Source organism: Cupriavidus sp. Agwp_2 (genome assembly GCF_040784895.1).
GTDB lineage: Bacteria > Pseudomonadota > Gammaproteobacteria > Burkholderiales > Burkholderiaceae > Cupriavidus.
This window is the reverse complement of record NZ_CP088083.1, coordinates 131,521-153,432: the sequence shown is the minus strand read 5'-3', so window position 1 is coordinate 153,432 and position 21,912 is coordinate 131,521. Positions and strand designations below refer to the sequence as shown.

General features: G+C 67.3%; 22 protein-coding genes. 1 reads left to right on the top strand and 21 read right to left on the bottom strand.

The genetic code is table 11. The features are described 5' to 3' along the window. Positions 1-16: 16 nt before the first annotated feature. From bioD to LPA45_RS00625, 17 genes are all read right to left on the bottom strand, one after another. Entirely contained in the window at positions 17-754 is a 738-nt protein-coding gene (gene bioD / locus LPA45_RS00705) for a dethiobiotin synthase (protein WP_367394764.1), read from the bottom strand. Continuing rightward, on the bottom strand, positions 751-1,965 hold the full coding sequence (gene bioF, locus LPA45_RS00700) for an 8-amino-7-oxononanoate synthase (RefSeq protein ID WP_116316859.1): 1,215 nt from the start codon (positions 1,963-1,965) through the stop codon (positions 751-753). The genes bioD and bioF overlap by 4 nt, the downstream gene beginning before the upstream one ends. Beyond that, the gene (gene bioA / locus LPA45_RS00695; protein ID WP_367394763.1) at positions 1,955-3,367 is read right to left on the bottom strand and encodes an adenosylmethionine--8-amino-7-oxononanoate transaminase; all 1,413 of its coding nucleotides are present in this window, start codon (positions 3,365-3,367) and stop codon (positions 1,955-1,957) included. Before bioA ends, bioF begins: the two co-directional genes overlap by 11 nt. A 327-nt stretch (positions 3,368-3,694) precedes the next feature. Continuing rightward, positions 3,695-4,483, bottom strand: coding sequence for an enoyl-CoA hydratase/isomerase family protein (locus LPA45_RS00690; protein ID WP_116316857.1), 789 nt, complete (start codon positions 4,481-4,483; stop codon positions 3,695-3,697). Between the two features lie 44 nt (positions 4,484-4,527). Next, positions 4,528-5,418: a dienelactone hydrolase family protein gene (locus tag LPA45_RS00685; protein WP_116316856.1), complete on the bottom strand. Its 891-nt coding sequence runs from the start codon at positions 5,416-5,418 to the stop codon at positions 4,528-4,530. A gap of 81 nt (positions 5,419-5,499) precedes the next feature. Then, positions 5,500-7,107, bottom strand: coding sequence for a carboxyl transferase domain-containing protein (locus LPA45_RS00680; RefSeq protein ID WP_367394762.1), 1,608 nt, complete (start codon positions 7,105-7,107; stop codon positions 5,500-5,502). An 89-nt stretch (positions 7,108-7,196) separates the two neighbouring features. Further along, positions 7,197-7,625, bottom strand: coding sequence for a YchJ family protein (locus LPA45_RS00675; RefSeq protein WP_116324001.1), 429 nt, complete (start codon positions 7,623-7,625; stop codon positions 7,197-7,199). Further along, positions 7,622-8,308, bottom strand: coding sequence for an HAD family hydrolase (locus LPA45_RS00670; protein ID WP_367394761.1), 687 nt, complete (start codon positions 8,306-8,308; stop codon positions 7,622-7,624). Before LPA45_RS00670 ends, LPA45_RS00675 begins: the two co-directional genes overlap by 4 nt. After that, positions 8,305-8,973, bottom strand: coding sequence for a 2-hydroxychromene-2-carboxylate isomerase (locus LPA45_RS00665; RefSeq protein ID WP_317920789.1), 669 nt, complete (start codon positions 8,971-8,973; stop codon positions 8,305-8,307). The genes LPA45_RS00670 and LPA45_RS00665 overlap by 4 nt, the downstream gene beginning before the upstream one ends. Before the next feature lie 129 nt (positions 8,974-9,102). After that, positions 9,103-10,233: an acyl-CoA dehydrogenase family protein gene (locus LPA45_RS00660; RefSeq protein WP_317920791.1), complete on the bottom strand. Its 1,131-nt coding sequence runs from the start codon at positions 10,231-10,233 to the stop codon at positions 9,103-9,105. Positions 10,234-10,264: 31 nt separating this feature from the next. After that, positions 10,265-10,945: an SDR family oxidoreductase gene (locus LPA45_RS00655; RefSeq protein WP_116324005.1), complete on the bottom strand. Its 681-nt coding sequence runs from the start codon at positions 10,943-10,945 to the stop codon at positions 10,265-10,267. Positions 10,946-11,023: 78 nt separating this feature from the next. Further along, positions 11,024-12,202 carry an acetyl-CoA C-acetyltransferase gene (locus tag LPA45_RS00650; protein ID WP_317920796.1) on the bottom strand — a complete coding sequence of 393 codons (1,179 nt, stop codon included), beginning with the start codon at positions 12,200-12,202 and terminating at the stop codon, positions 11,024-11,026. 80 nt (positions 12,203-12,282) lie between these two features. Continuing rightward, positions 12,283-12,954: a carbonate dehydratase gene (gene can, locus LPA45_RS00645; protein ID WP_116324007.1), complete on the bottom strand. Its 672-nt coding sequence runs from the start codon at positions 12,952-12,954 to the stop codon at positions 12,283-12,285. After that, complete coding sequence (gene aceK / locus LPA45_RS00640) at positions 12,951-14,774, bottom strand: bifunctional isocitrate dehydrogenase kinase/phosphatase (protein WP_317920793.1); 1,824 nt, start codon at positions 14,772-14,774, stop codon at positions 12,951-12,953. The genes can and aceK overlap by 4 nt, the downstream gene beginning before the upstream one ends. 130 nt (positions 14,775-14,904) lie before the next feature. Next, positions 14,905-16,086, bottom strand: coding sequence for an isovaleryl-CoA dehydrogenase (locus LPA45_RS00635; RefSeq protein WP_367394760.1), 1,182 nt, complete (start codon positions 16,084-16,086; stop codon positions 14,905-14,907). 37 nt (positions 16,087-16,123) lie between these two features. Then, the gene (locus LPA45_RS00630) at positions 16,124-16,618 is read right to left on the bottom strand and encodes a PaaI family thioesterase (protein ID WP_116322386.1); all 495 of its coding nucleotides are present in this window, start codon (positions 16,616-16,618) and stop codon (positions 16,124-16,126) included. 93 nt (positions 16,619-16,711) lie between these two features. Further along, on the bottom strand, positions 16,712-17,176 hold the full coding sequence (locus LPA45_RS00625; RefSeq protein ID WP_116322385.1) for a MerR family DNA-binding transcriptional regulator: 465 nt from the start codon (positions 17,174-17,176) through the stop codon (positions 16,712-16,714). Between the two features lie 246 nt (positions 17,177-17,422). Between LPA45_RS00625 and LPA45_RS00620 the strand changes: the two genes are divergently transcribed. Then, positions 17,423-18,499, top strand: coding sequence for an MBL fold metallo-hydrolase (locus LPA45_RS00620; RefSeq protein ID WP_116322384.1), 1,077 nt, complete (start codon positions 17,423-17,425; stop codon positions 18,497-18,499). A gap of 9 nt (positions 18,500-18,508) precedes the next feature. Here the strand turns inward: LPA45_RS00620 and LPA45_RS00615 are convergent, their stop codons facing one another. From LPA45_RS00615 to LPA45_RS00600, 4 genes are all read right to left on the bottom strand, one after another. After that, a complete protein-coding gene (locus LPA45_RS00615; protein ID WP_367394759.1) occupies positions 18,509-19,351 on the bottom strand; it encodes a helical backbone metal receptor in 843 nt (280 codons plus the stop codon). 2 nt (positions 19,352-19,353) lie between these two features. Beyond that, positions 19,354-20,157, bottom strand: coding sequence for an SDR family oxidoreductase (locus LPA45_RS00610; RefSeq protein WP_367394758.1), 804 nt, complete (start codon positions 20,155-20,157; stop codon positions 19,354-19,356). A gap of 94 nt (positions 20,158-20,251) precedes the next feature. Beyond that, positions 20,252-20,887 carry a thiol:disulfide interchange protein DsbA/DsbL gene (locus LPA45_RS00605; RefSeq protein ID WP_116322381.1) on the bottom strand — a complete coding sequence of 212 codons (636 nt, stop codon included), beginning with the start codon at positions 20,885-20,887 and terminating at the stop codon, positions 20,252-20,254. Positions 20,888-21,072: 185 nt separating this feature from the next. Next, positions 21,073-21,840 carry an SPOR domain-containing protein gene (locus LPA45_RS00600; RefSeq protein ID WP_116322380.1) on the bottom strand — a complete coding sequence of 256 codons (768 nt, stop codon included), beginning with the start codon at positions 21,838-21,840 and terminating at the stop codon, positions 21,073-21,075. Positions 21,841-21,912: the final 72 nt, after the last annotated feature.

The following is a 21,912-nucleotide window of genomic DNA, read 5'->3' as shown; positions in this document are numbered from 1 at the left end:
TCAGTCGAATTCTGGTTCAGGCGGCAAGGCCGGCGGCCTCGGCCTGGGATTTGGCGGTGGCGGCGAACAGCGGAGCGAGGTCGAGGCGTGTCGCGGCGGCGGCGGGCTCCAGTTGCCAGGGCAGCTCGCCCAGGCACGGCGCGTCCAGCGATGCATGCAGCGTGGCGATGTTCTCGTCGGCGAGCAGCATGTCGGGGTCGATCCGGTTGGCGATCCAGCCGGCCAGCAACAGGCCGCGCGCGCGGATCGCTTCGGCGGTGAGCACGGCGTGATTGAGGCAGCCCAGGCGGATACCGACCACCATCACCACCGGCAGGCCCAGCATCACGGCCAGGTCGGCGGTGCTCCAGCGCACCGCGCCGGCATCGAGCGGGACGTGGAAACCGCCCACGCCCTCCACCACCACGGCGTCGGCCTGCTGGCGCAGCGCGTCGAAGGCGGCGCGGATCGGCGCGCGGGTGATGCGCACCCCTTCCTGCGCCGCGGCCAGGTGCGGCGAGCACGGCGTGCGCAGCAGGAACGGGCAGGTATGGCCGAGCGGCACCGTCACGGAGCTGGCGGCGCGCAACTGCGCCACGTCGTCGTTGTGCCAGTGGCCGTCGCGCCAGTCGCTGCCGCTGGCGACGGGCTTCATGCCCGCGCTGCGGTAGCCGGCGCCGTTCAACGCATGCAGCAGCGTGGCGCTGGCGTGGGTCTTGCCGACGCCGGTATCGGTGCCGGTGACGAAGCAGGCGAAGTTGCGCAGGGCGATCATGCTGCCTCCTTGCGCGGCATCGCCTCGGACAGGGCGTCGAGCAGGCGACGCACGTCGGCCTCGTCATGCGCGGCGCACAGCGTGATGCGCAGCCGCGCCGTGCCTTCCGGCACGGTCGGCGGCCGGATCGCGCCGACGCGGATGCCGCCGGCCTCCAGTGCCGCCGACAGTGCCAGCGACGCGGCGTTGTCGCCAATGATCAGCGGCTGGATCGCGGTCTGGCTCTCGCCCAGCGACCAGCCGGCGCTGGCGGCCAGCCGTGCCAGCCCCTCGCGCAGCAGCGCGATGCAGCGCGTCAGTTGCGCACGGCGTTGCCGGCCTTCCTCGCCTTCGATGATCGCCAGGCTGGCCAGCAGCGCATGCGCCACCGCCGGCGGCGCGGCCGTGGTGTAGATGTATGGCCGCGCGGTGTTGACCAGGTGCTCGATCACGGTCTCATGCGCGGCGACGAATGCGCCCGCCACGCCGGCTGCCTTGCCCAGCGTGCCGATATAGATAAAGCGCTCGGACGACAGTCCCAGCGCTTCCAGCACGCCGTGGCCCTGCTCGCCCAGCACGCCGAAGCCATGCGCGTCATCGACGATGATCCACGCGTCGTAGCGCTCGGCCAGCGCCAGCAGCTGGCGCAGCGGTGCGACATTGCCGTCCATGCTGAACACGCTGTCGGTGACGATCAGCTTGCGCTCGCTGGTGCTGGCCGCCAGCAGCGCTTCCAGCGCGGCGGTGTCGCAATGCGGGTAGCGCTGCACGTCGGCGCGTGCCAGCCGGGCGCCGTCGATCAGCGAGGCATGGTTGAGCGATTCGCAGAAAAGCGTTGCGCCCGCCGTGCCCAGCGCGGTCAGCACCGCCATGTTGGCCATGTAGCCGGTGCAGAAGTACAGCGTCTGCGCGTGCGGGATATGCGGCGCGAACCAGCGTGCCAGTTCTTCCTCCAGCTGCGCATGCGCCAGCGAATGGCCGCTGACCAAATGCGACGCGCCGCTGCCGGCGCCGTAGCGGTGCGCGCCTTCCGCCAGCGCGGCGATCACCTTCGGATGGTTGGCCAGTCCCATGTAATCGTTGCTGCAGAAAGTCAGCAGCGGCTGCGGTTGCGCATCGACGGCGCCCACGGCCTGGTGCGGCGCGCACGCGGTGTGCGCGATGCGGCGGCGGCGCGTCAGGGCCAGTTGCTGGCGCTGTGCGGCGGCCTGTTTCAGTTGTTCAAGCAGCATGGCGAACCTCCGCGCTGGTGGTGACATCGTCGAGCGTGGCCAGCAGTTGCTGGCCCAGCCAGCTTGCCTGCGCGGCATCGAATACATAGGGCGGCAGCACGTACAGCGTGTTGCCGATGGGCCGCACCAGCAACTCGCGCGCCCGCGCGGCATGGTGGAAACGCGATGAGAATTCCGCGCCGGCCACATCGTCGCGCACATCGGCGGCCCAGATCAGGCCGCGCTGGCGTACGTGCTGCAGGCGCGCGTCGGCAGCCAGCGGCGCCATCGCGTCGGCCAGCCAGCGGGCGCGCTGGCGGTTCTGTTCGATCACGTTGTCCTGCTCGAACAGGTCGAGCGTGGCCAGCGCGGCGCGGCAGGCCAGCGGGTTGCCGGTGTACGAATGCGAATGCAGGAAGCTGCGCGCGAGTTCGTCGGCGACGAAGGCGCGCTGGATCTCCGGGCGCGACAGCACCAGCGACAGCGGCAGGTAGCCGCCGCTGATGCCCTTGGACAGGCACAGGAAATCGGGCCACGCATGCGCGGGCAGCGGCGTCTCGGCCGAGGTCTCGCCGCGCGACTGTTCCCACGCGAAGAAGGTGCCGGTACGCCCGCAGCCGACCGCGATCTCGTCGGCAATCAGGTGGACGCGATAGCGATCGCACAGTGCGCGCACGCCGTCGAGGTAGGACGGGTCATGCATCGCCATGCCGGCGGCGCCCTGCACCAGCGGCTCGACGATCAGCGCGGCGACCTGGCCGGCGCGCTCGCGCAGCAGCGCTTCCAGTTCAGCCAGCGCGCGCGCGGACACGTCGGCGGCCGATTCGCTGCGCAAGGCCTGGCGCGCGTCGGGCGACATCACCACGTGGGCGCGGCGGATCAGCGGGTCATAGGCGTCGCGGAAGATTTCCACGTCGGTCACCGCCAATGCGCCCACGGTCTCGCCGTGATAGCCATTGCGCAGGCAGACGAACTCGCGCTTGGCCGGCAGACCGGTGTTGCGCCAGTAGTGGAAGCTCATCTTGAGCGCGATCTCGACCGCCGAAGCGCCGTCCGAGGCGTAGAACACATTGCCGAGCGCCCCGCCGCTCAGCGCGGACAGGCGCTCGGCCAGTTCCACCGCGGGGGCATGCGTGCAGCCGGCGAGCATCACATGCTCGAGCGTTTCCAGCTGGCTGGCCAGCGCGGCGCTGATGCGCGGGTTGGCGTGGCCGAACAGGTTGACCCACCACGAGCTGGTGGCGTCGAAATAGCGGCGGCCGTCGGCATCGAACAGCCACGGGCCTTCGCCGCGCACGATCGCCAGCGGCAGCGCATCGTCATCGGGGCGCAGCCGCGTGCACGGGTGCCAGACCGCGTTGCGGCTGCGCTGGCCTAGCGACTGCGCCGGCGCTTCGCCTGGAAAAAGGGACGGGTGATCCAAGGTAGCCCTCCTTTGTTGACCGTCCGGGTGCCTGGCGTTGCCGGCTGGGCCGGGTGCGCGATGTGGGCGGACGGGTTCGGGAGGGTCATGTTATGAATGTCCCCTTGCGGTTGGCAATGTTGCCGGTTTTTTTGGTTTGGGGGTGGTTTAGCCGGACTTGGGGGATGTTATTGGGGTGAAGCACCAGTCTTGCGGTTAGCGTGCAGCGATCTTCACGCAAAATTCCGCGAGCTTTTTTCGGTGCTGCAAGCGTCCGGTGTGCTGCAGCATGACTTCCCTCTCCCGTCAGGCGGGAGAGGAGAGCAAACTCGCGGCTGGATTAAGGCCTCAGGCCGGACGCCACGCCGGCGACCGCTTCTCCAGGAACGACCGCACGCCTTCCTTCCCTTCCTCCGACGACCGGATCTTTGCGATCCGGTCCGCCGTATCCGCCAGCAGGTCGTCGTCGATCACCTGCCCCGCAATATCCTGCACCAGCCGCTTGCTCTCGCGCACGGCGTTGGGGCTGTTGCCGACCAGCGCGGCCGCCAGTTCAGCCACCTTGGTGTCAAGCGCTTCAGCCGGCACTACCGCGTGCACGAATCCCAGCCGCAGCGCCTCGGCCGAGTCGAAGCGCTCGGCGGTGATGAAGTAGCGGCGGGCCGCCTGCTCGCCCATGGCGCGGATCACGTACGGGCTGATGGTGGCGGGCAGCAGCCCCAGGCGCGCTTCGGACAGGCAGAAATGCGCGTGCTCGGCGGCCACGGCGATGTCGCACGCGGCGACCAGTCCCATGCCGCCGGCGTAGGTGTCGCCCTGGATGCGCGCGATTACCGGGCGCGGGCACGACCAGACCGTATGCAGCATCTGCGCCAGCGTGAGCGCATCGGCGCGGTTCTGGTCGTCGGAATAGCCGGCCATCTTCTTCATCCAGTTCAGGTCGGCGCCGGCGCAGAAGGCCGGTCCGTTGCCGGCCAGCACGATGGCGCGCACCTCGTCCATGTCGCCGAGCGCGCGGAAGGCGCCGGTGACTTCGGCGATCACGGTCTCGTTGAAGGCGTTGCGCACGTCGGGCCGGTTCAGCGTCACGGTGGCGACGTGGTTGGCGATAGTGACGGTGAGGGTGGTGAAGTCCATGGTTCGCTCCGTTGGCGGATGTCTGAATGGTTGGCGGGTACGGCTCAGGAGCCGGTCTCGAACGGCAGGCCGAGCGAGTGGAAGAAGTCGGCGACCTCGGGCAGCCACAGCGGGATACCTTCGCGCGCGCTGAACACCCGGTGCGAGTCGTTGCTGAACTCGCCCACGTCGAACAGCCGTGCATTGGCCGCTTCGCCCTTGGCCTGCGCCTTGTATGCGTTGAACATGCGGCCGGGCAATGGCACCGGCCAGTAGCTGTCGTTGTCGCCGTACACCCACAGCGACGGGTAGCGCGCCGCGACGCCGTAGCTGGCGAAGGCGTCCACCAGCCGGTCTTCCCAGTCCGCGCAGTTAAGGTTGCGCAGCCCGCCGGCAAAGTTGACCACGCCGCGCACGCCGGGATAGCCGATGGTGCTGAAGGCCATCGTGGTCAGGCCGCCATGCGATTGCCCGATCACCACGATGCGCTCCATGTCGATATAGGGCAGCGTGGCCATGTAGTCGAGCGTGGCGACCACGTCGTCAGCCTGCATCATGCCGTTGGCCTCGATGTCGCAACTGCCGCCCACATAGGCGCCGCCCGAGCGCGCGAAGCCCTGCCGCATCGGCAGCACCACCACGTAGCCGCGGCGCAGGAACTCGGCGCTCTGCGCCGGAAACCGCGCGCGCCCCTGGGTGAAGGGCCGGCCCGGCGCCTTGCCGTGGTTGATCACCACCAGCGGGAACGGCCCTTCTCCCGGCGGCTTGAACACCGTCGCCTCCAGGTCGATGCGTGACGGGATGGCAGCCTTGGGCAGCATCACCACTTGCTCGGTGAAGCGCATGCGCGGCACAGCCTGCCCGGTGCCGGCCCCGGTCTGCGCCGGCGCCGGCAGGGCCGGCAGCAAGGCCAGCACCGTGGCAAGGCAGGAAAGCAGGCGGGTCACGCAACGCATGGGAGTAGCAGCCAAAAAACCGATGAAACCGATAAAGCCAATGAAACCAGTAAAGCAGACAGGGCCGATGCCCTGCCGGCACTACATGCGGAACACGCCGAACTTCATGTCCTCGATCGGCGCGTTCAGGCTGGCCGACAGGCCCAGCCCCAGCACCGTGCGCGTCTGCGCGGGATCGATCACGCCGTCGTCCCACAGCCGCGCGCTGGCGTAGTACGGGTGGCCCTGGTGCTCGTACTGGTCGCGGATCGGCTGCTTGAAGGCGTCTTCCTCTTCCGCGCTCCACTTGCCGCCCTTGCCCTCGATGCCATCGCGGCGCACCGTCGCCAGCACGCTCGCGGCCTGCTCGCCGCCCATCACCGAGATGCGCGCGTTCGGCCACATCCACAGGAAGCGCGGCGAATACGCACGGCCGCACATGCCGTAGTTGCCGGCACCGAACGAGCCGCCGATGATCACGGTGAACTTGGGCACCTGCGCGGTCGCCACCGCGGTCACCATCTTGGCGCCGTTGCGGGCGATGCCTTCGTTCTCGTACTTGCGCCCCACCATGAAGCCGGTGATGTTCTGCAGGAACACCAGCGGGATCTTGCGCTGGCAGCACAGCTCGATAAAGTGCGCGCCCTTCAGCGCCGACTCGGAGAACAGGATGCCGTTGTTGGCGACGATGCCGACCGGGTAGCCCCAGATGCGCGCGAAGCCGCATACCAGCGTGGTGCCGTAGCGCGCCTTGAACTCGTCGAACTCGGAGCCGTCGACGATGCGCGCGATCACCTCGCGCACGTCATAGGGCTTGCGCGTGTCGGTGGGGATCACGCCGTACAGTTCTTCCACCGGGTACAGCGGTTCGGCCGGCTCGTGCAGGCGGATCTGGTCCGGCTTGCGGCGGTTCAGGTGCTGCACGATATTGCGCGCCAGGCTCAGCGCGTGGTGGTCGTTCTGCGCAAAGTAGTCGGCCACGCCGGACAGGCGCGTATGCACGTCGGCGCCGCCCAGGTCCTCGGCGCTGACTTCCTCGCCGGTGGCGGCCTTCACCAGCGGCGGGCCGCCCAGGAAGATGGTGCCCTGGTTCTTGACGATGATCGACTCGTCGCTCATCGCCGGCACGTAGGCGCCGCCTGCGGTGCAGGAACCCATCACCACCGCGATCTGCGGGATGCCCTGCTTGGACAGGTTGGCCTGGTTGTAGAAGATGCGGCCGAAGTGGTCGCGATCGGGGAACACGTCGTCCTGGTTGGGAAGGTTGGCGCCCCCGGAATCGACCAGGTAGATGCACGGCAGGTTGTTCTGCTCGGCGATCTCCTGCGCGCGCACGTGCTTCTTGACCGTGATCGGGTAGTACGTGCCGCCCTTGACGGTGGCGTCGTTGCAGACGATCACGCACTCCTGCCCGGCCACGCGGCCGATGCCGGTGATGATGCCGGCGCCCGGCGCGGCATCGTCATACATGTCGTAGGCCGCGAGCTGCGACAGCTCCAGGAACGGCGTACCAGGATCCAGCAGCATCTGCACGCGGTCGCGCGGCAGCAGCTTGCCACGCGACAGGTGCTTGTTGCGCGCGTCGTCACCGCCGCCCTGCGCCAGTTTTGCGATCTTCGCCTTGAGGTCGGCCACCAGTTCCCGCATCGCGTCGGCGTTGGCCTTGAACGATTCTGAGCGGGCGTTCAGTTTGGTTTCCAGCGTGGGCATCGTATCGTCTCTTCGTGCTTGGGTCTTGGTGGGGATCTGTCCAGCCTGCGCTGCGGGCGTGGGGTGGAGGCCCGGCTATGTGGCGATGCTCATGGCGCTTCCCCGATCATGTCGCCATCCACATAGAGCCAGCGCGGCGCTTCGTCGGGCGCGCGCGGCTCGCACACGAAGCGGCTGCGCTCATGCAGCCGCCAGGCGCGCCCGCCAACCTTGTAGCGCGCGACGAACTCCACCTCGGCATGGGTATCGTCCTGCTGCGCGTGCGTCTTCACCGACAGCCCGAGCCAGCGCGTGGCGGTATCCGGCAGAAGATCGGCCGGACAGGTAGACGGATGCCATGTCTGGCGCAGCCAGTCGGTGTCGTTCAGCACATAGGCGCTGTAGCGCGAGCGCATCAGCGCCTCGGCATTGGGCGGCAACGCCTCGCCGCGATGGAAGCGGCCGCAGCACGCGGCATAGTCGGCGCCGCCGCAGGGGCACGGCGCCGGACCGGCCTTGGGCGGGCGGCGCGCTGTCATCCCACCAGCTCCGGCAGGTCGCGCATGTCGGTGAAGAGCGTATGCGCACCGGCTTCGCGCAGCGACGCGGCGTCGTTGCGCGCGGCGTAGCCGAACACCGTCATGCCGGCCGCCACGCCGGCGGTGACGCCCGTGGGGCTGTCCTCGACCACGGCGCAACGCGCCGGCTCAACGCCCATGGTGCGCGCAGCCAGCAGGTACACGTCGGGCGCGGGCTTGCTGCGCGCCACTTCGGTGGCGGAAAAGATATGCTCGCGCTCATCTTGCTGGAACAGCTCGACCAGCCCGGTCTTGGTCAGCTGCAGCTTGACCTTGATGCGGTCCGCGCCGGACGCCACGCACACCGGCATGCCGGTGGCCGCGATCCTGGCGATGGCGTCGCGCACGTGCTCCACCGCCGCCACTTCGGCCTCGAGCACCGCGTTGCGGCGCGCCAGCCAGGTCGACAGCCAGTTCTCGGGCAGTGGCGCGCCGCGCATGCGCTCGATCATGCCCAGTTCCTCGCGCACGGCGCGACCGAGGAACAGGCGCGTGGAGTCTTCCACCGAGATCTCGATGCCGAGTTCGTTCAGCATCTGGTTGAGCACGCGGTTGACGATGGGCTCGCTGTCGACGAGCACGCCGTCGCAGTCGAAGATCACGCAATCGAAACGGCCGGAGTGGCCAGGGGTTACTGCGGTCATGCGGATGTCTTTTCCTTGTTGTCCAGGCTGCTTGCCACACCAGGTACGGCCCGGAGTTCAGTCTGGCGGCGCGCCTTCAGGTGCGCCTCGACCTGTTCGAAACGGTCGAAGCCCCAGAAGGGCTCGCCGTCGATGATGACGAAGGGCGAGCCGAACACGCCCTTGGCCATGGCCACGTCGATCTCGGCCTTGAGCTGGTCCTTGATCTGGTAGCTGGTGGCGCCGGCGTCCATGGCCTGCACGTCGATGCCCAGCGGCTCGGCCAGCTTCATGATCTCGGCCGGCTCGGCGATATTGATGTCGTCGACGAACAGCGCGCGGTACACCGCCTTGGCGAAGGCCGCGGCAATATCGTCGCCGTGATGGTTCTGCAGCCACAGCATCGCGCGGGCGGCATGCGTGGTCGGCAGCGGGAAATGCGTGGGCCGCTTGTACTCGATGCCGTGGAAGCGCGCGGTGCGCTCGAAATCGCGCCAGCTGTAATCGCCCTTGAGCGGCAGTTGCGGCAGCGGCGACGCGCCAGTGGTCTTGAACACGACACCCAGCAGGATCGGATGCCAGGCGACGATGCGGCCGTACTTCTGCGCCAGTTCATCGATGCGGGTGCTGGCGAAATAGCCGTAGGGCGAGGAGAAATCGAAGTAGAAGTCGATCGCTGCGGTCATGTCGGGGGCCTTGTTCTTGTGTCGATTCGGTTGGCGATTCGGTTGGCGATACCGGAGACGGGGGTCGTGGCGCCTGTTGCCGGGGGCGCCGGCGGCACATGGCATCATCGTACGCTTTTTAAGCCCGTATTAGGCCAGTGCGCGCGCAATCAGGATCTTCTGGATGTCGCTGGTGCCCTCGTAGATCTGGCACACGCGCACGTCGCGGTAGATGCGCTCGACCGGGAAGTCGCTGACATAGCCATAGCCGCCGAACACCTGGATCGCATCGGAACAGACCCGCTCGGCCATCTCGCTGGCAAAGAGCTTGGCCATCGCGGCTTCCTTCAGGCACGGCCGGCCGGCATCGCGCAGCGCCGCGGCATGCCACACCATCTGGCGCGCGACGTCGATGCGCGTGGCCATCTCGGCCAGCCGGAACTGCACCGCCTGGTGCTGGAACAGGGGCTGGCCGAAACTCTCGCGTTCCTTGGCATACGCCAGCGCCGCTTCAAACGCCGCGCGCGCCATGCCGATGCTTTGCGAGGCGATGCCGATGCGCCCGCCTTCCAGCCCGGACAGCGCCATCTTGTAGCCGCCGCCCTCGTCGCCCAGCAGGTTGGCGGCAGGCACGCGGCAGTCCTCGAACAGGATCTGCGCGGTGTCCGACGAATGCTGGCCGAGCTTGTCTTCCAGCCGCGCCACCACGTAGCCCGGCGTCGATGTCGGCACGATAAAGGCGCTGATGCCGCGCTTGCCGGCGGCCTTGTCGGTCACCGCCAGCACGATCGCCACATCGGCGTTCTTGCCGCTGGTGATGAACTGCTTGACGCCGTTGAGCACGTAGTCGTCGCCGTCGCGGACCGCAGAGGTGCGCAGCGCCGAGGCGTCAGAGCCCACGTGCGGCTCGGTCAGGCAGAACGCGCCCAGCATCTCGCCGCGTGCCAGCGGCACCAGCCACTGTTGCTTCTGCGCTTCGCTGGCGAACGACATCAGCATGCTGCACACCGGGCAGTTGTTGACGCTGATGACGGTGGAAGTGCCACCGTCGCCAGCCGCAATCTCTTCCAGGATCAGCGCCAGCGACAGGTAGTCGAGGCCGGCGCCGCCGTATTCCTCGGGCACGGCCACGCCATACGCGCCCAGCGTCGCCAGTTCGCGATGCACGTCCTTGGGGAAGGTCTTGTCGCGGTCCCACTGCGCAGCCTGCGGCGCGATCACCTCCTGCGCAAACTGGCGCACGGCGTCGCGGATCATTTCCTGTTCGGGGGTCAGCAGCATGTCGATGGTCGGTTGGTCGTGCGCGCCGGGATCACCAGGGGATCGGCGTGCCGTCGTAGTTGTGGAAGGTGCCGTTGTCGCGCCGCTTGACGCCGGCCAGCACCTGGCGCATGCCCTTGACGCTCTGCTGCACGGTCAGGTCGGCTTCCTGGCCGCCCATGTCGGTCTTGACCCAGCCCGGGTGCAGCGCGACGCAGGTTGCGTGGCGCGCGTCGAGCGACACCGCGCGCAGCGCCGCATTGGCGCCGGCCTTGCTGACGCGGTACAGCCAGCTGCCGTTGTGCTCCATCCCGCCGATGCTGCCCATGCGCGAGGACAGCACCGCCAGCACGCCGCCATGACCGGACTGGCCGGCTTCGACGTAGGGCAGCACCAGCGGCAGCGCCATCATCGGGCCGAGCACGTTGACGTGCATCACCTGGTCGAACTCCTGCGGCGTCACCGGTTGCGCGCCTTCGGTGCGCGGGCCCAGCACGCCGGCGTTGTAGATCGCCACGTCGAGCGCTTCGCCGTCAAGCTTCCAGCCGAGCCCGGCGACCGCGCCGGGGTCTGACAAATCGACCTGGTGGGCTTCGGCGCCGAGCGCCTGCAACTCGCCCACGCCTTCCGGCGAGCGTGCCGCCGCGATGACGCGCCAGCCGTCGGCGCGGTACTGCCGGACAAATTCAAGGCCGATGCCGCGGGAGGCACCGAGGATCAGGACGGTTGGCAAGGCTGGGCTCCTTTTTCTGGTTTTACTCCCCTCTCCCACTTATGGGAGAGGGGAGACAACAAGCGGGAAGGAAAAGCGTTACAGGATCTCGATCCCCACCGCCGTCGCTTCGCCACCACCGATACACAGGCTCGCCACGCCACGCTTGCCGCCGGTCTTGCGCAGCGCGCCGATCAGCGTGGTCATGATGCGCGCGCCCGAAGCGCCGATCGGATGCCCCAGCGCACACGCGCCGCCGTGGATGTTGACCTTGTCGCGCGGGATCTTGAGGTCGTGCATCGCGGCCATCGGCACCACGGCAAAGGCCTCGTTGATCTCGAACAGGTCGACACTGTCGGTGGTCCAGTCCAGCTTGCGGTAAAGCTTGGCAATCGCTTCCACCGGCGCGGTGGTGAACCAGCCAGGCGCCTGCGCGTGCGTGGTGTGGCCCAGCATGCGGGCGATCGGCTGCAGGCCCAGCTGCTTCGCGGTGGACGCGCGCATCATCACCAGCGCCGAGGCGCCGTCGTTGATCGACGACGACGATGCGGCGGTGATGGTGCCGTCCTTGGCAAAGGCCGGCTTGAGCGACGGGATCTTGTCGAGCTTGATGCGGCGCGGGCCTTCGTCGGTGTCGATCACGGTGTCACCGCCCTTGCCCGACACCGTCACCGGCGTGATCTCCCAGCGGAAGTCGCCGTTCTCGGTGGCCTGCTGCGCGCGGCGCACGCTTTCCATCGCGAATTCGTCCTGCTGCTGGCGCGTGAAGCCGTACTTGGCGGCGCAGTCCTCGCCGAAGGTGCCCATGGCGCGGCCCTTGTCGTAGGCGTCTTCCAGGCCGTCCATCATCATGTGGTCGTAGATCATGCCGTGGCCGATGCGGTAGCCGCCGCGGCCCTTCGGGATCAGGTACGGCGCGTTGGTCATGCTTTCCATGCCGCCGGCGACGGCGATATCGAACGAGCCGGCGATCAGGCCGTCATAGACGGTCATCGCCGCGCGCATGCCCGAGCCGCACATCTTGTTGACGGTGGTGCAGCCCACGCCCAGCGGCAGGCCCGCGCCCAGCGCGGCCTGGCGTGCCGGTGCCTGGCCCTGGCCCGCGGGCAGCACGCAGCCGAACACCACTTCTTCAACCTGCTCGGGTTTCAGGCCGGCGCGTTCCACGGCGGCGCGAATGGCGGCGGCGCCGAGCTGCGGCGCGGTCACGCTGGCAAATTCGCCCTGGAACGCAGCCATCGGCGTGCGGGCGGCTGAAACGATGACGATCTCTTCCATGTCGGGTCTCCTGGATCGGTGTATGTGTGCGGAAGTGGTGGCGGATGTGGTGGCGGATGTGGTGGCCGGTATGCGCGCTCTCAGCGGATCGACGCCTGCGGCGGATCGCCGTATTGGCGGTAGGCCGCGGCGAGCTGCTCGTGCAGTTCGTCGTTGTTGCTGGCGGCCATGCCCAGGTCGCGCAGCAATCCGTCGGATACGCCGTAGATCCAGCCGTGCACCGTGACGGCCTGGCCGCGGTCCCAGGCGTCCTGGATCACCGTGGTCTGGCAGATATTGCTGACCTGCTCGATCACGTTGAGTTCGCACAGGCGGGTATGGGCGTCTTCCTCGCGCAGGATGGTGCCGAGGTAGGCCTCATGCTTGTCGGCCACATCGCGCACATGGCGCAGCCAGTTGTCGGCCAGGCCGATGCGCTCGCGCTTGAGCGCGACCTTGACGCCGCCGCAGCCGTAGTGGCCCACCACGGTGATATGGCGCACCTTGAGCACTTCCACGGCGAACTGGATCACAGACAGCGCGTTCAGGTCGCTGTGCGCGATCACGTTGGCGATATTGCGGTGGACGAACACCTCGCCCGGCGCCAGCCCCAGGATCTGGTTGGCCGGCACGCGCGAATCGGAGCAGCCGATCCACAGGTATTCCGGCGCCTGCTGGTTGGCCAGGCGAGTGAAGAACGCGGGATCTTCCGCGTTGACGCGGTCCACCCAGTCACGGTTGTTGCGGAACAGTTGGGCGATGGCGTCACTCATGCGACTCTCCTTGCAGGGTCGGCGGCAGGCAGCACGGCGGCAGCGCCGTAGCGGTTGATGAATCGCTCTGTAGGGTGATAGGCAAAGAAGTCATGGACATGTCCGGCAAGCAGCCGGTCCTTGTGGCCCTGCCACATGGCAGGGTCGAAAAAATCCGCATGGTGCCGCAGGAACGCCGCGCGCACGCGCGCGTCGCCCAGCAGGAACGTGCGGAAGGTCTCGGGAAAAATATCGTGCGGACGTACCGTGTACCAGACCTCGCCCGACATCTCCTCTTCCTCGTTGCGCGGCTGCGGCACGTGGCGGATATTGCAGTCGGTCAGGTACTCGATCTCGTCGTAGTCGTAGAACACCACGCGCCCGTGCCGCGTGACGCCGAAGTTCTTGTACAGCATGTCGCCCGGGAAGATGTTGGCGGCCATCAGTTCCTTGATGGCGTTGCCGTATTCCAGCACGCCGTGCTCGACCTGCTCGTCGGAGCCTTCCTGCAGGTAGATGTTCAGCGGCGTCATGCGGCGTTCGATATAGACGTGGCGCACCACGATCTCCTCGCCGCCCTGCTTGCCGCGCTGGTATTCGATCATTGACGGCGCATGCTGCTCGAACTCGCGCACCAGCGCTTCGTCGAAGCGCGACAGCGGGAACGCCACGTCGGAGTACTCCAGCGTATCGGCCATGCGGCCGACGCGGTCGTGCTGCTTGACCAGCTGGTACTTGGACTTGACCAGCTCGCGCGTGGTTTCCTTGGGCGCCGGGAAAAAATCCTTGATGACCTTGAACACGTACGGGTAAGACGGCAGCGTGAACACCAGCATCACCAGCCCGCGGATGCCGGGCGCGACGATGAACTTGTCCGACGAATGCTGCAGGTGGTGCAGGTAATCGCGGTAGAACAGGTTCTTGCCCTGCTTCTGCAAACCCAGCGTCGTGTAGATCTCCGCGCGCGGCTTGCGCGGCATGATGTCGCGCAGGAAGGTCACGTAGGCCGACGGGATCTCCATGTCGACCATGAAGTAGGAATGCGTGAACGAGAACAGGATCAGCAGCTGTTCCTTCTTCAGCAGCACCGTGTCCAGCACCAGCTTGCCTGACGGGCCGTGGATGATCGGGATCGCCAGCGGGAAGGTGCGGTCGCCGTTCAGGATCCGGCCGATGATGAAGGCCGACTTGTTGCGGAAGAACAGCGACGACAACGTGTGGATCTGGAAATTCGGCGCGATGCGGAAATCGCCGAAATGCTCGCTCATGGCGCGCACCACGTAGCCGATGTCGCGCTCCAGGTCTTCGAACGGGCGCTCCAGCTGGAAGTTGTGCACGATGCGCTCGAAGCACCCCGCCATGCCCGCGCGGCTGCCCGGATAGTACGCGCGGAAGGTCGGGCGCGTCGGCGATTCCTCGTTCTCGATGTATTCGGTCGAGATCGCCGGGCGCACGAAGATGAAATCGTTGTTGAAGTACGAGCGGTGCAGGATGCGCGTGCAGACCGAATTGAAGAAGGTCTCGGCCAGCTCAGGCTGGTGATGATTGGTCAACAGCCCGATGTAGTGCAGCTTGATCTGCTGCCAGATCTCGTCGTCGATGTTCTCGGCGTCGTACTCGTCTTCAAGGATGATGCTCGATTCGCGCACGCGTTCGTTGTAGAAGGCGATGCGGTCGCGCTGGATCTGCTGCAGCCCGTGCCAGTCGCCGCCCTCGAACTTGAGCTTGGCCTGGTGGCTGACCTCGCGGAACAGCCGGTAGTGCTTGTCGAACCCGTCGAGCATCGTTCTCGCCACATCGAAGGCAATCTGCGAGGAAAGCAGTTTGGGGAAGTGGGACATGGGTCGACGGGGGCGACTGCGTGACGGTCTTGCGACGGGTAGTGAGATTGTAAATGGGTTCTGGGGGAGCGCTCCGGATGCCCGGGGGCGCCGGAGGTGATTCCGGCGCCCCCGGCACCCCCGGCACCCCTTACATCGTTTCCGCGAACAGCTCGCGGCCGATCAGCATGCGGCGGATCTCCGAGGTGCCGGCGCCGATCTCGTACAGCTTGGCATCGCGCCACAGGCGCCCGGCCGGGTATTCATTGATATAGCCGTTGCCGCCCAGGATCTGCACGGTCTCGCCCGCCATCCAGGTGGCCTTTTCCGCCGTGTACAGGATCACCGCGGCGCAGTCCTTGCGCACCTGGCGCACGTGGTCGCTGCCGAGCGCGTCCAGGTTCTTGCCAACCGTGTACAGGTAGCTGCGCGCCGCCTGCAGCGTGGTGTACATGTCCGCCACCTTGCCCTGGATCAGCTGGAACTCGCCGATGCTCTGGCCGAACTGCTTGCGGTCGTGGATGTAGGGCGTGACCACGTCCATGCACGCCTGCATGATGCCGACCGGGCCACCCGACAGCACCGCGCGCTCGTAGTCCAGCCCGCTCATCAGCACCCTGGCGCCGCTGTTCTCGGCACCGAGAATGTTCTCGGCCGGTACTTCCACGTCCTCGAACACCAGCTCGCCGGTGTGCGAGCCGCGCATGCCCAGCTTGTCCAGCTTCTGCGCCACCGAGAAGCCCTTCATGCCCTTCTCGACGATAAATGCGGTCATGCCGCGCGCGCCCAGCTCGGGCTCGGTCTTGGCGTACACCACCAGCACGTCGCAGTCCGGGCCGTTGGTGATCCACATCTTTGTGCCGTTGAGCACGTAGCGGTCGCCCTTGAACTCGGCGCGCAGCTTCATGCTGACCACGTCGGAGCCGGCGTTGGGCTCGCTCATCGCCAGCGCGCCGATCCATTCGCCCGACACCAGCTTCGGCAGGTATTTGGCCTTCTGCGCCGGCGTGCCGTTGCGGTGGATCTGGTTCACGCACAGGTTCGAATGCGCGCCGTACGACAGGCCGACCGACGCCGACGCGCGGCTGATCTCCTCCATCGCGATCATGTGCGCCAGGTAGCCCATATTGGCGCCGCCGTATTCCTCGGCCACGGTGATGCCGAGCACGCCGAGGTCGCCCATCTTCTTCCAGGCGTCCATCGGGAACTGGTCGGTGCGGTCGATCTCGCCCGCGCGCGGGGCCAGCTCGGCCTGGGCCCACGTACGCACGGAATCGCGCAGCATCTCGATGTCTTCGCCCAGATCGAATTTCAGGCCTGGCAGTTCGGTCATGTCGGTCTCCTGTTTGGATTCGGTTTGTATTCGTGCTTCAGACGTGGTCCAGGGTCTTGACCACGCACAGCGTCATCAGCATGGTGGCCACCTGCTTGCGGCGGCCCTGCTGCTCGACATAGACCTCGCCCTGCGCCACGATCAGCGTGCGCCCGGGCTTCAGCACCCGCCCCACCGCGACCAGGCGTTCGCCTTGCGCGGGGGACAGCAGGTTGATCTTGTATTCGGCGGTCAGGCCCGCCTCGCCCTCGCCCACCATCGACAGCGCGGCATAGCCGCAGGCGCTGTCGGCCAGCGCGCCAACCGCGCCGCCGTGGAAGAAGCCGTGCTGCTGGGTCACGCCGTCGGACCACGGCATCGCGATCTCGACTTCGCCGCGCTCCACCCGCTGCAGCGTGGCGCCGAAGCTGGTCATCAGCCCCTGGCGCGAGAAGCTGGTGGCGATGGCATCGGCGCGCGCTGCGGACAGCGCTTCGGGTTCGGCGAGTTCAGCGCGTTCGGCTGGCAGGGCACTGGCGTTGGCAGGCGTCATGGCAGGGTTCCGGGGTGAGGGCGTTGGAGTATTCTATTTACGTTTACGTAAACGTCAATCCGAATCGGCACGGAAGCCGTGCCAGGTGATGCATCAGGCCGATCGTTTCCGGGCCGGCGCATCGCCGCCCTCCGTGGCCGCGGGCTTGCCGCCGGCCTGCGCAGCCAGCAAGTCCCGGCAGTGGCGCTCGTGCTGGTCGATCTCGGCGAGTTGCGCCTGCAGGTCTTCCATCTGCCGCTCCAGCGCGCCGCGGTGGGCGGCGAGCGCGTGCAGAAAGCGTTCGAGTTGCGGGGTGGTGTCGCGCGGCGACTCGTACAGATCCAGGATCTCGCGGATCTCATTGAGAGTGAGTCCTAACCGCTTGCCGCGCAGCGTCAGCTTCAGCCGGGTCCGCTCGCGGCTGTTGTAGACCCGCTTGCGGCCGCCGGGGCCTTCACGCTCGGGCGACAGCAGGCCCTGGTCCTCGTAGAAGCGGATAGCGCGGGGCGTGACATCGAACTCGCGCGCGAGGTCGGTGATGGTGTAGGTTGCGGAGGCGGGATTTTGCGTGACTGCCATGGGTGCGCCCAGTAAAGTGAACGGTCGTTCGTTGCGAAGTCAAGTTTTCGCTTAAGATGGAGACGAACCGCCAGAGTTGACGTTTACGTTAGCGTCAACCCCGGCGACTGGCAACTGGCGCTTTTACGCCCTCCAGATTCTGGAAAGGCGGAAAGGCGCCATGACCGGCAACGAGAAAGCCCGCCTGCCCCCGCACGGCACCACACTGATCCGGCGCGGCACAAGGCTTCGAACAAGAGACTCCTCATGAACGCACTCGAACACCAGCTCCAATACCCGTTCGGCGACACCATGCCCGAGCCCGGCACCAGGCAGGAAGTCGCCCCCGGCGTCTACTGGCTGCGCATGCCGCTGCCGTTCGCCCTCGACCATATCAACCTGTGGCTGCTGCGCGACCGCCTGGACGGGCGCGACGGCTGGACCATCATCGACTGCGGCATCACCAACGACACCATCAAGGCGCATTGGGAAACCATCTTCGCCAACGAGCTGGAAGGCCTGCCGGTGCTGCGCGTGCTGGTGACGCACAGCCACCCGGACCACGTTGGCCTGGCGCACTGGCTGTGCAAGCGCTTCGACGTGCGGCTGTGGATGAGCCTGGGCGACTACATGAGCGCGCGCGTGATGGGCACCGGCACCGGCGCCGGTTCCAGCGCGGGCGGAGACGCGGCCGCCGCGCACTTCGCGCTGCATGGCCTGACCGATCCCGACAGCCAGGAAAAGCTGCGCGCGCGCAAGACCTACTACCCGTCGCTGGTGCCCGACCTGCCGATGCAGTACCGCCGCCTGATGGAAGGCGACACGGTGCGGATCGGCACCGACACGGCCACCTCGGGCTGGCGCGTGATCACCGGCTTCGGCCATTCACCCGAGCACGTGGCGCTGTACAACGAAGCAACCAACGTGCTGGTGTCCGGCGACATGGTGCTGCCGCGCATCTCGACCAATGTCAGCGTGTTCGACATGGAGCCCGAAGGCAACTCGCTGCAGCTCTACCTGGATTCGCTGGGCAAGTATGAGCCGCTGCCGCAGGACGTGCTGATCCTGCCCTCGCACGGCCGCCCGTTCCGCAACCTGCATACCCGCATCATGCAGCTGCGCGAGCACCACGCCGACCGCCTTGCCGAAACGCTGGAAGCCTGCGGCGAGAAGCCGTGCTGCGCGCACGATATCGTCAGCGTGATCTTCAAGCGCCAGTTCGACATCCACCAGATGACCTTCGCCATGGGTGAATCGCTGGCGCACCTGCACTTGCTGTGGCACCGCGGCGAGCTGGTGCGGCAGCTGGATGACGACGGCGTGTACCGCTTCCGCGCCGCCTGATCGCGCAAGTCAGTTGGCGGCCGCCAGCGCCGCCAGGTAACGCACGCCGTCCACCGCGCGGCTGCCGTACCACGACAGCATCTCGCCGTCGACCAGCAGCACCGGCTTGCCGAGCTGGCGCTCAAGCGCGTCGGCGTGGTCTTCGGTGAAGCGATAGGGCTCGGTCGACAGCAGCACCAGGTCGAGCTCGCGCACCAGCGCATCGCTCCAGCGGAAAGTGGGATAGCGTTCGCCGGGGGCATTGGGGCGGCTGCAGTCGCCGCCCGCGCACGCCTGCACGGCGCCTGCATTGCCTGCATCGCCCGGCCACGTCTGCCAGTTGGCCAGCGCCAGCATGCGGCTGATATAAGTGTTGCGCGACACCGTCATCCACGGGTCCTGCCAGATCGCGTAGAGCACGCGGCGCGCAGGCCAGGGGCGCGCGTGGATGGCATCCAGCTCGGCCTGCAAGGCCGCGCACAGCGCTTCGGCCTCGGCATGGCGGCCAAAAATGCCGCCCAGCAGCCGGTACAGCGGCAGGTTATCTTCCGGCGCGCACGGATGCGTGACGATCACGTTGGGCACGAAGGCGCGGATCTCGTCGACCGTCTCGCGCCGGTTCTCGTCGATATTGACCACCACGTGCGTGGGTGCCAGTTCGCGCAGCCGCGCCACCCTGACGTCCTTGGTGCCGCCAACCTTGGGCACCGCGCGCACGGCCGGTTCGGGGTGGATGCAGAAGCCGGTGCGCGCCACCATCTGCGGCGCCAGCCCGAGCGCGAACAGCAGTTCGGTCACGGATGGCACCAGCGAGGCGATGCGCACCTCGCCGCTTGCGGCGGCGTGCTGCTGGCCAATGGCATCGGTCCACATGTTCAGGGCTCCTTGCTTTCTCCACGCCGCGGCTTGCGCGGCGCGCCGGTCGCCAGCATGTCGTACAGCCAGCGCGGCATCACATGCATCAGCCCCGCCACCACGCCCATCTGCCACGGAATCACGCGGAAGCCCCGGCCGGCGGCGATCACGCGCGCGGCCTTGCGCGCGAACACGTCGGCATCGGTCAGGAACGGCATCCGGTACGGGTTTTTCGCGGTCATCGGCGTGCGGATATAGCCCGGCGCGATCGTCACCACGCGGATGCCGAGCGGGCGCTGCTCCAGCCGCAGGCTTTCCAGCAGCTTGATCACCGCCGACTTGGATGCGCTGTACGCACCGGCACCCGGCAGCCCGCGCACGCCGGCGACGCTGGCGATGCCGACCAGCGTGCCGCGCTTGCCGCCGGGACCGGGTTCGCGCTGCTGCATCGCGTGCAGGAAGGGCTGGAAGGTGGTCAGCACGCCAAACCAGTTGGTGTCCATCACCTGCCGGAAGGCGTCCAGGTCCTCGCGTTCGCTAGCGACGGTGCCGACCGAGACGCCGGCATTGGCGATCACCACGTCCGGGCAGCCGAAATGGCCAAGGAAGTCCTCCGCCGCGCGCGCCATCGCGTCGGCGTCGCGCACGTCGGCGCCGTAGACGCGCACCGCGCCCGGGTTCGGCAGCGTCGCCACGAATTCGCGCAGCGCGTCTTCACGCCGGGCGACCAGGCCGAGGATGGCGCCCTGCGATGCGTATTCGCGCGCGAGTGCCTGGCCGAGTCCGCTGGAGGCGCCAGTGAGGAAGACTTTGAGGGGACGCATGGGAGGAAGAAGGCTGTCCGAAATGAAAAAACGGCTGGTACAGGATACCAGCCGTTTGGCTAACCACCGGCCTGCACAAGGCCGCCAGTCACATTTACATCTTCTTCGCCTTCACCTGCTCCACCAGGTAATCCATGGCCTGGATCGCGCCCTGCTTGTTGCCGGTGATAGACGGCGAGGTCACGTACTTGCCCTGCACCACCACCGTCGGCACGCCGTCGATCTTGTAGGCGTCGGCGATCTTGTTGGCGCGCTGCGCGTTGGTGGTCACCGTGAACGAGTTGTACGCGTCCAGGAACGCCTTGCGGTCGACGCCGTTCTTGGCCATGAAGTCGGCGATCTCGTTGCTGTCGAGCAGGCGCTTGCGCTCGACGTGAATGGCGTTGAAGACCTTCATGTTCATGGCGTCGAGCTTGCCGATGGCTTCCAGCGCATAGAAGATCTTCGTGTGCGGCAGCAGGTCGTCGCGGAAGGCAACCGGCACGCGCTTGAACACGACGTTGTTGCCCTGCTTCTTGACCCAGGCTTCCAGGTCGGGCTCGAAGTCAAAGCAGTGCGGGCAGCCGTACCAGAAGAACTCGGTGACCTCGATCTTGCCCGGCGTGACCGGCTGGGGCGCCTTCAGGACCTGGTATTCCTTGCCCTCGGTGGGCGCGGCCTGGGACGGCGCGGACATCAGCAGGCCGCCCACGGCGGCGAACATGGCGAACAGTGCGGCGAGTTTCTTCATCTTGGTGCGGCCTTGCAGTTGGGTCGATGAGCGTATGACCGCGGCGGCGACGTCCGGTTCAGCCCGGGCGCCGACCGCGGTGGTGACAAGGGTGTTGCGTTGGTTACGGCGTATTTATGACGCTTTCGTGGCCCGGGCGTACCCGCCCAGGCGCATAACGCCCGAGCCGGGGTTCCCGCTGACCATTACTGCTTGGTGAAGCGGATCACGGATGCCTCGAAGCCCGACGACTGCAGCCGGTCGCGCGTCTTGTTCATGTCTTCGATGCGGTTGTACGGGCCCATGCGGACGCGGTACATCTTGACGCCGTTGACATCGCGCTCGGTGATCCGGGCCTCGAAGCCCTGCATCGCCAGGTTGGCCTTCTGGCGGTCGGCATCGTCGGACGAGCGGAACGCGCCCACCTGCAGCAGGTAGCCGACCTTGTTGGCGTCGGCCTGGGCGATCTCGGCGATCGGGTCGGACACCGGCTTTTCGGCCGGCTTGGTGGCCACGGGCTTGTCGGCGGGCTTTTCAACCGGCTTTTCCACCGGCTTCTCGGCCGGGCGGGTGACCGCCACCGGAGGCTCGCCGTTCTGGCGGCCATTCTGGTGACCGTTCTGCTGGCTCGACTGGCTCGACTGGCTCTGCGGGGCGCTCGGCTTCGGCTCCGGCTCCGGGGCCTGGCCCACCGGCTTGGCCGGCGTCTTGCTCCACAGCGGCTTGTTCGGGTCGGTCGGGCCCTCGTCGGCGCGCTTGGCCGGCGGCGGCAACTGGCTGGCGACATTGCCCGGCTCGCTCGGCCGCGGCGCGTTCTTCTGCTGGAACGGCGTCGGCGACTTGGTGATGTACAGGGCGACCACCACGGCGATGGCCAGCCCGACGATCAGCCCGAGCACAAGGCCCAGGAACGTTCCGCCGCGCTGCTGGCTGCGGCGGGCCTTGCGCACATCGCGCTTGCGTTGCTGTTGCATGAAGTCCTCTTAGGTGATGCCGGGATTATAGGGCCACCGCCGGGCGGCCCTGTTTGCCCTTCTTTGCGCCCT

What these genes read in the sequence shown, in the direction of transcription:
- bioD (WP_367394764.1), bottom strand. Translation starts at nt 754, where the DNA reads ATGATCGCCCTGCGCAACTTCGCCTGCTTCGTCACCGGCACCGATACC.
- bioF (WP_116316859.1), bottom strand. Translation starts at nt 1,965, where the DNA reads ATGCTGCTTGAACAACTGAAACAGGCCGCCGCACAGCGCCAGCAACTG.
- LPA45_RS00690 (WP_116316857.1), bottom strand. Translation starts at nt 4,483, where the DNA reads ATGGACTTCACCACCCTCACCGTCACTATCGCCAACCACGTCGCCACC.
- LPA45_RS00685 (WP_116316856.1), bottom strand. Translation starts at nt 5,418, where the DNA reads ATGCGTTGCGTGACCCGCCTGCTTTCCTGCCTTGCCACGGTGCTGGCC.
- LPA45_RS00680 (WP_367394762.1), bottom strand. Translation starts at nt 7,107, where the DNA reads ATGCCCACGCTGGAAACCAAACTGAACGCCCGCTCAGAATCGTTCAAG.
- LPA45_RS00675 (WP_116324001.1), bottom strand. Translation starts at nt 7,625, where the DNA reads ATGACAGCGCGCCGCCCGCCCAAGGCCGGTCCGGCGCCGTGCCCCTGC.
- LPA45_RS00670 (WP_367394761.1), bottom strand. Translation starts at nt 8,308, where the DNA reads ATGACCGCAGTAACCCCTGGCCACTCCGGCCGTTTCGATTGCGTGATC.
- LPA45_RS00665 (WP_317920789.1), bottom strand. Translation starts at nt 8,973, where the DNA reads ATGACCGCAGCGATCGACTTCTACTTCGATTTCTCCTCGCCCTACGGC.
- LPA45_RS00660 (WP_317920791.1), bottom strand. Translation starts at nt 10,233, where the DNA reads ATGCTGCTGACCCCCGAACAGGAAATGATCCGCGACGCCGTGCGCCAG.
- LPA45_RS00650 (WP_317920796.1), bottom strand. Translation starts at nt 12,202, where the DNA reads ATGGAAGAGATCGTCATCGTTTCAGCCGCCCGCACGCCGATGGCTGCG.
- can (WP_116324007.1), bottom strand. Translation starts at nt 12,954, where the DNA reads ATGAGTGACGCCATCGCCCAACTGTTCCGCAACAACCGTGACTGGGTG.
- aceK (WP_317920793.1), bottom strand. Translation starts at nt 14,774, where the DNA reads ATGTCCCACTTCCCCAAACTGCTTTCCTCGCAGATTGCCTTCGATGTG.
- LPA45_RS00635 (WP_367394760.1), bottom strand. Translation starts at nt 16,086, where the DNA reads ATGACCGAACTGCCAGGCCTGAAATTCGATCTGGGCGAAGACATCGAG.
- LPA45_RS00630 (WP_116322386.1), bottom strand. Translation starts at nt 16,618, where the DNA reads ATGACGCCTGCCAACGCCAGTGCCCTGCCAGCCGAACGCGCTGAACTC.
- LPA45_RS00625 (WP_116322385.1), bottom strand. Translation starts at nt 17,176, where the DNA reads ATGGCAGTCACGCAAAATCCCGCCTCCGCAACCTACACCATCACCGAC.
- LPA45_RS00620 (WP_116322384.1), top strand. Translation starts at nt 17,423, where the DNA reads ATGAACGCACTCGAACACCAGCTCCAATACCCGTTCGGCGACACCATG.
- LPA45_RS00615 (WP_367394759.1), bottom strand. Translation starts at nt 19,351, where the DNA reads ATGTGGACCGATGCCATTGGCCAGCAGCACGCCGCCGCAAGCGGCGAG.
- LPA45_RS00610 (WP_367394758.1), bottom strand. Translation starts at nt 20,157, where the DNA reads ATGCGTCCCCTCAAAGTCTTCCTCACTGGCGCCTCCAGCGGACTCGGC.
- LPA45_RS00605 (WP_116322381.1), bottom strand. Translation starts at nt 20,887, where the DNA reads ATGAAGAAACTCGCCGCACTGTTCGCCATGTTCGCCGCCGTGGGCGGC.
- LPA45_RS00600 (WP_116322380.1), bottom strand. Translation starts at nt 21,840, where the DNA reads ATGCAACAGCAACGCAAGCGCGATGTGCGCAAGGCCCGCCGCAGCCAG.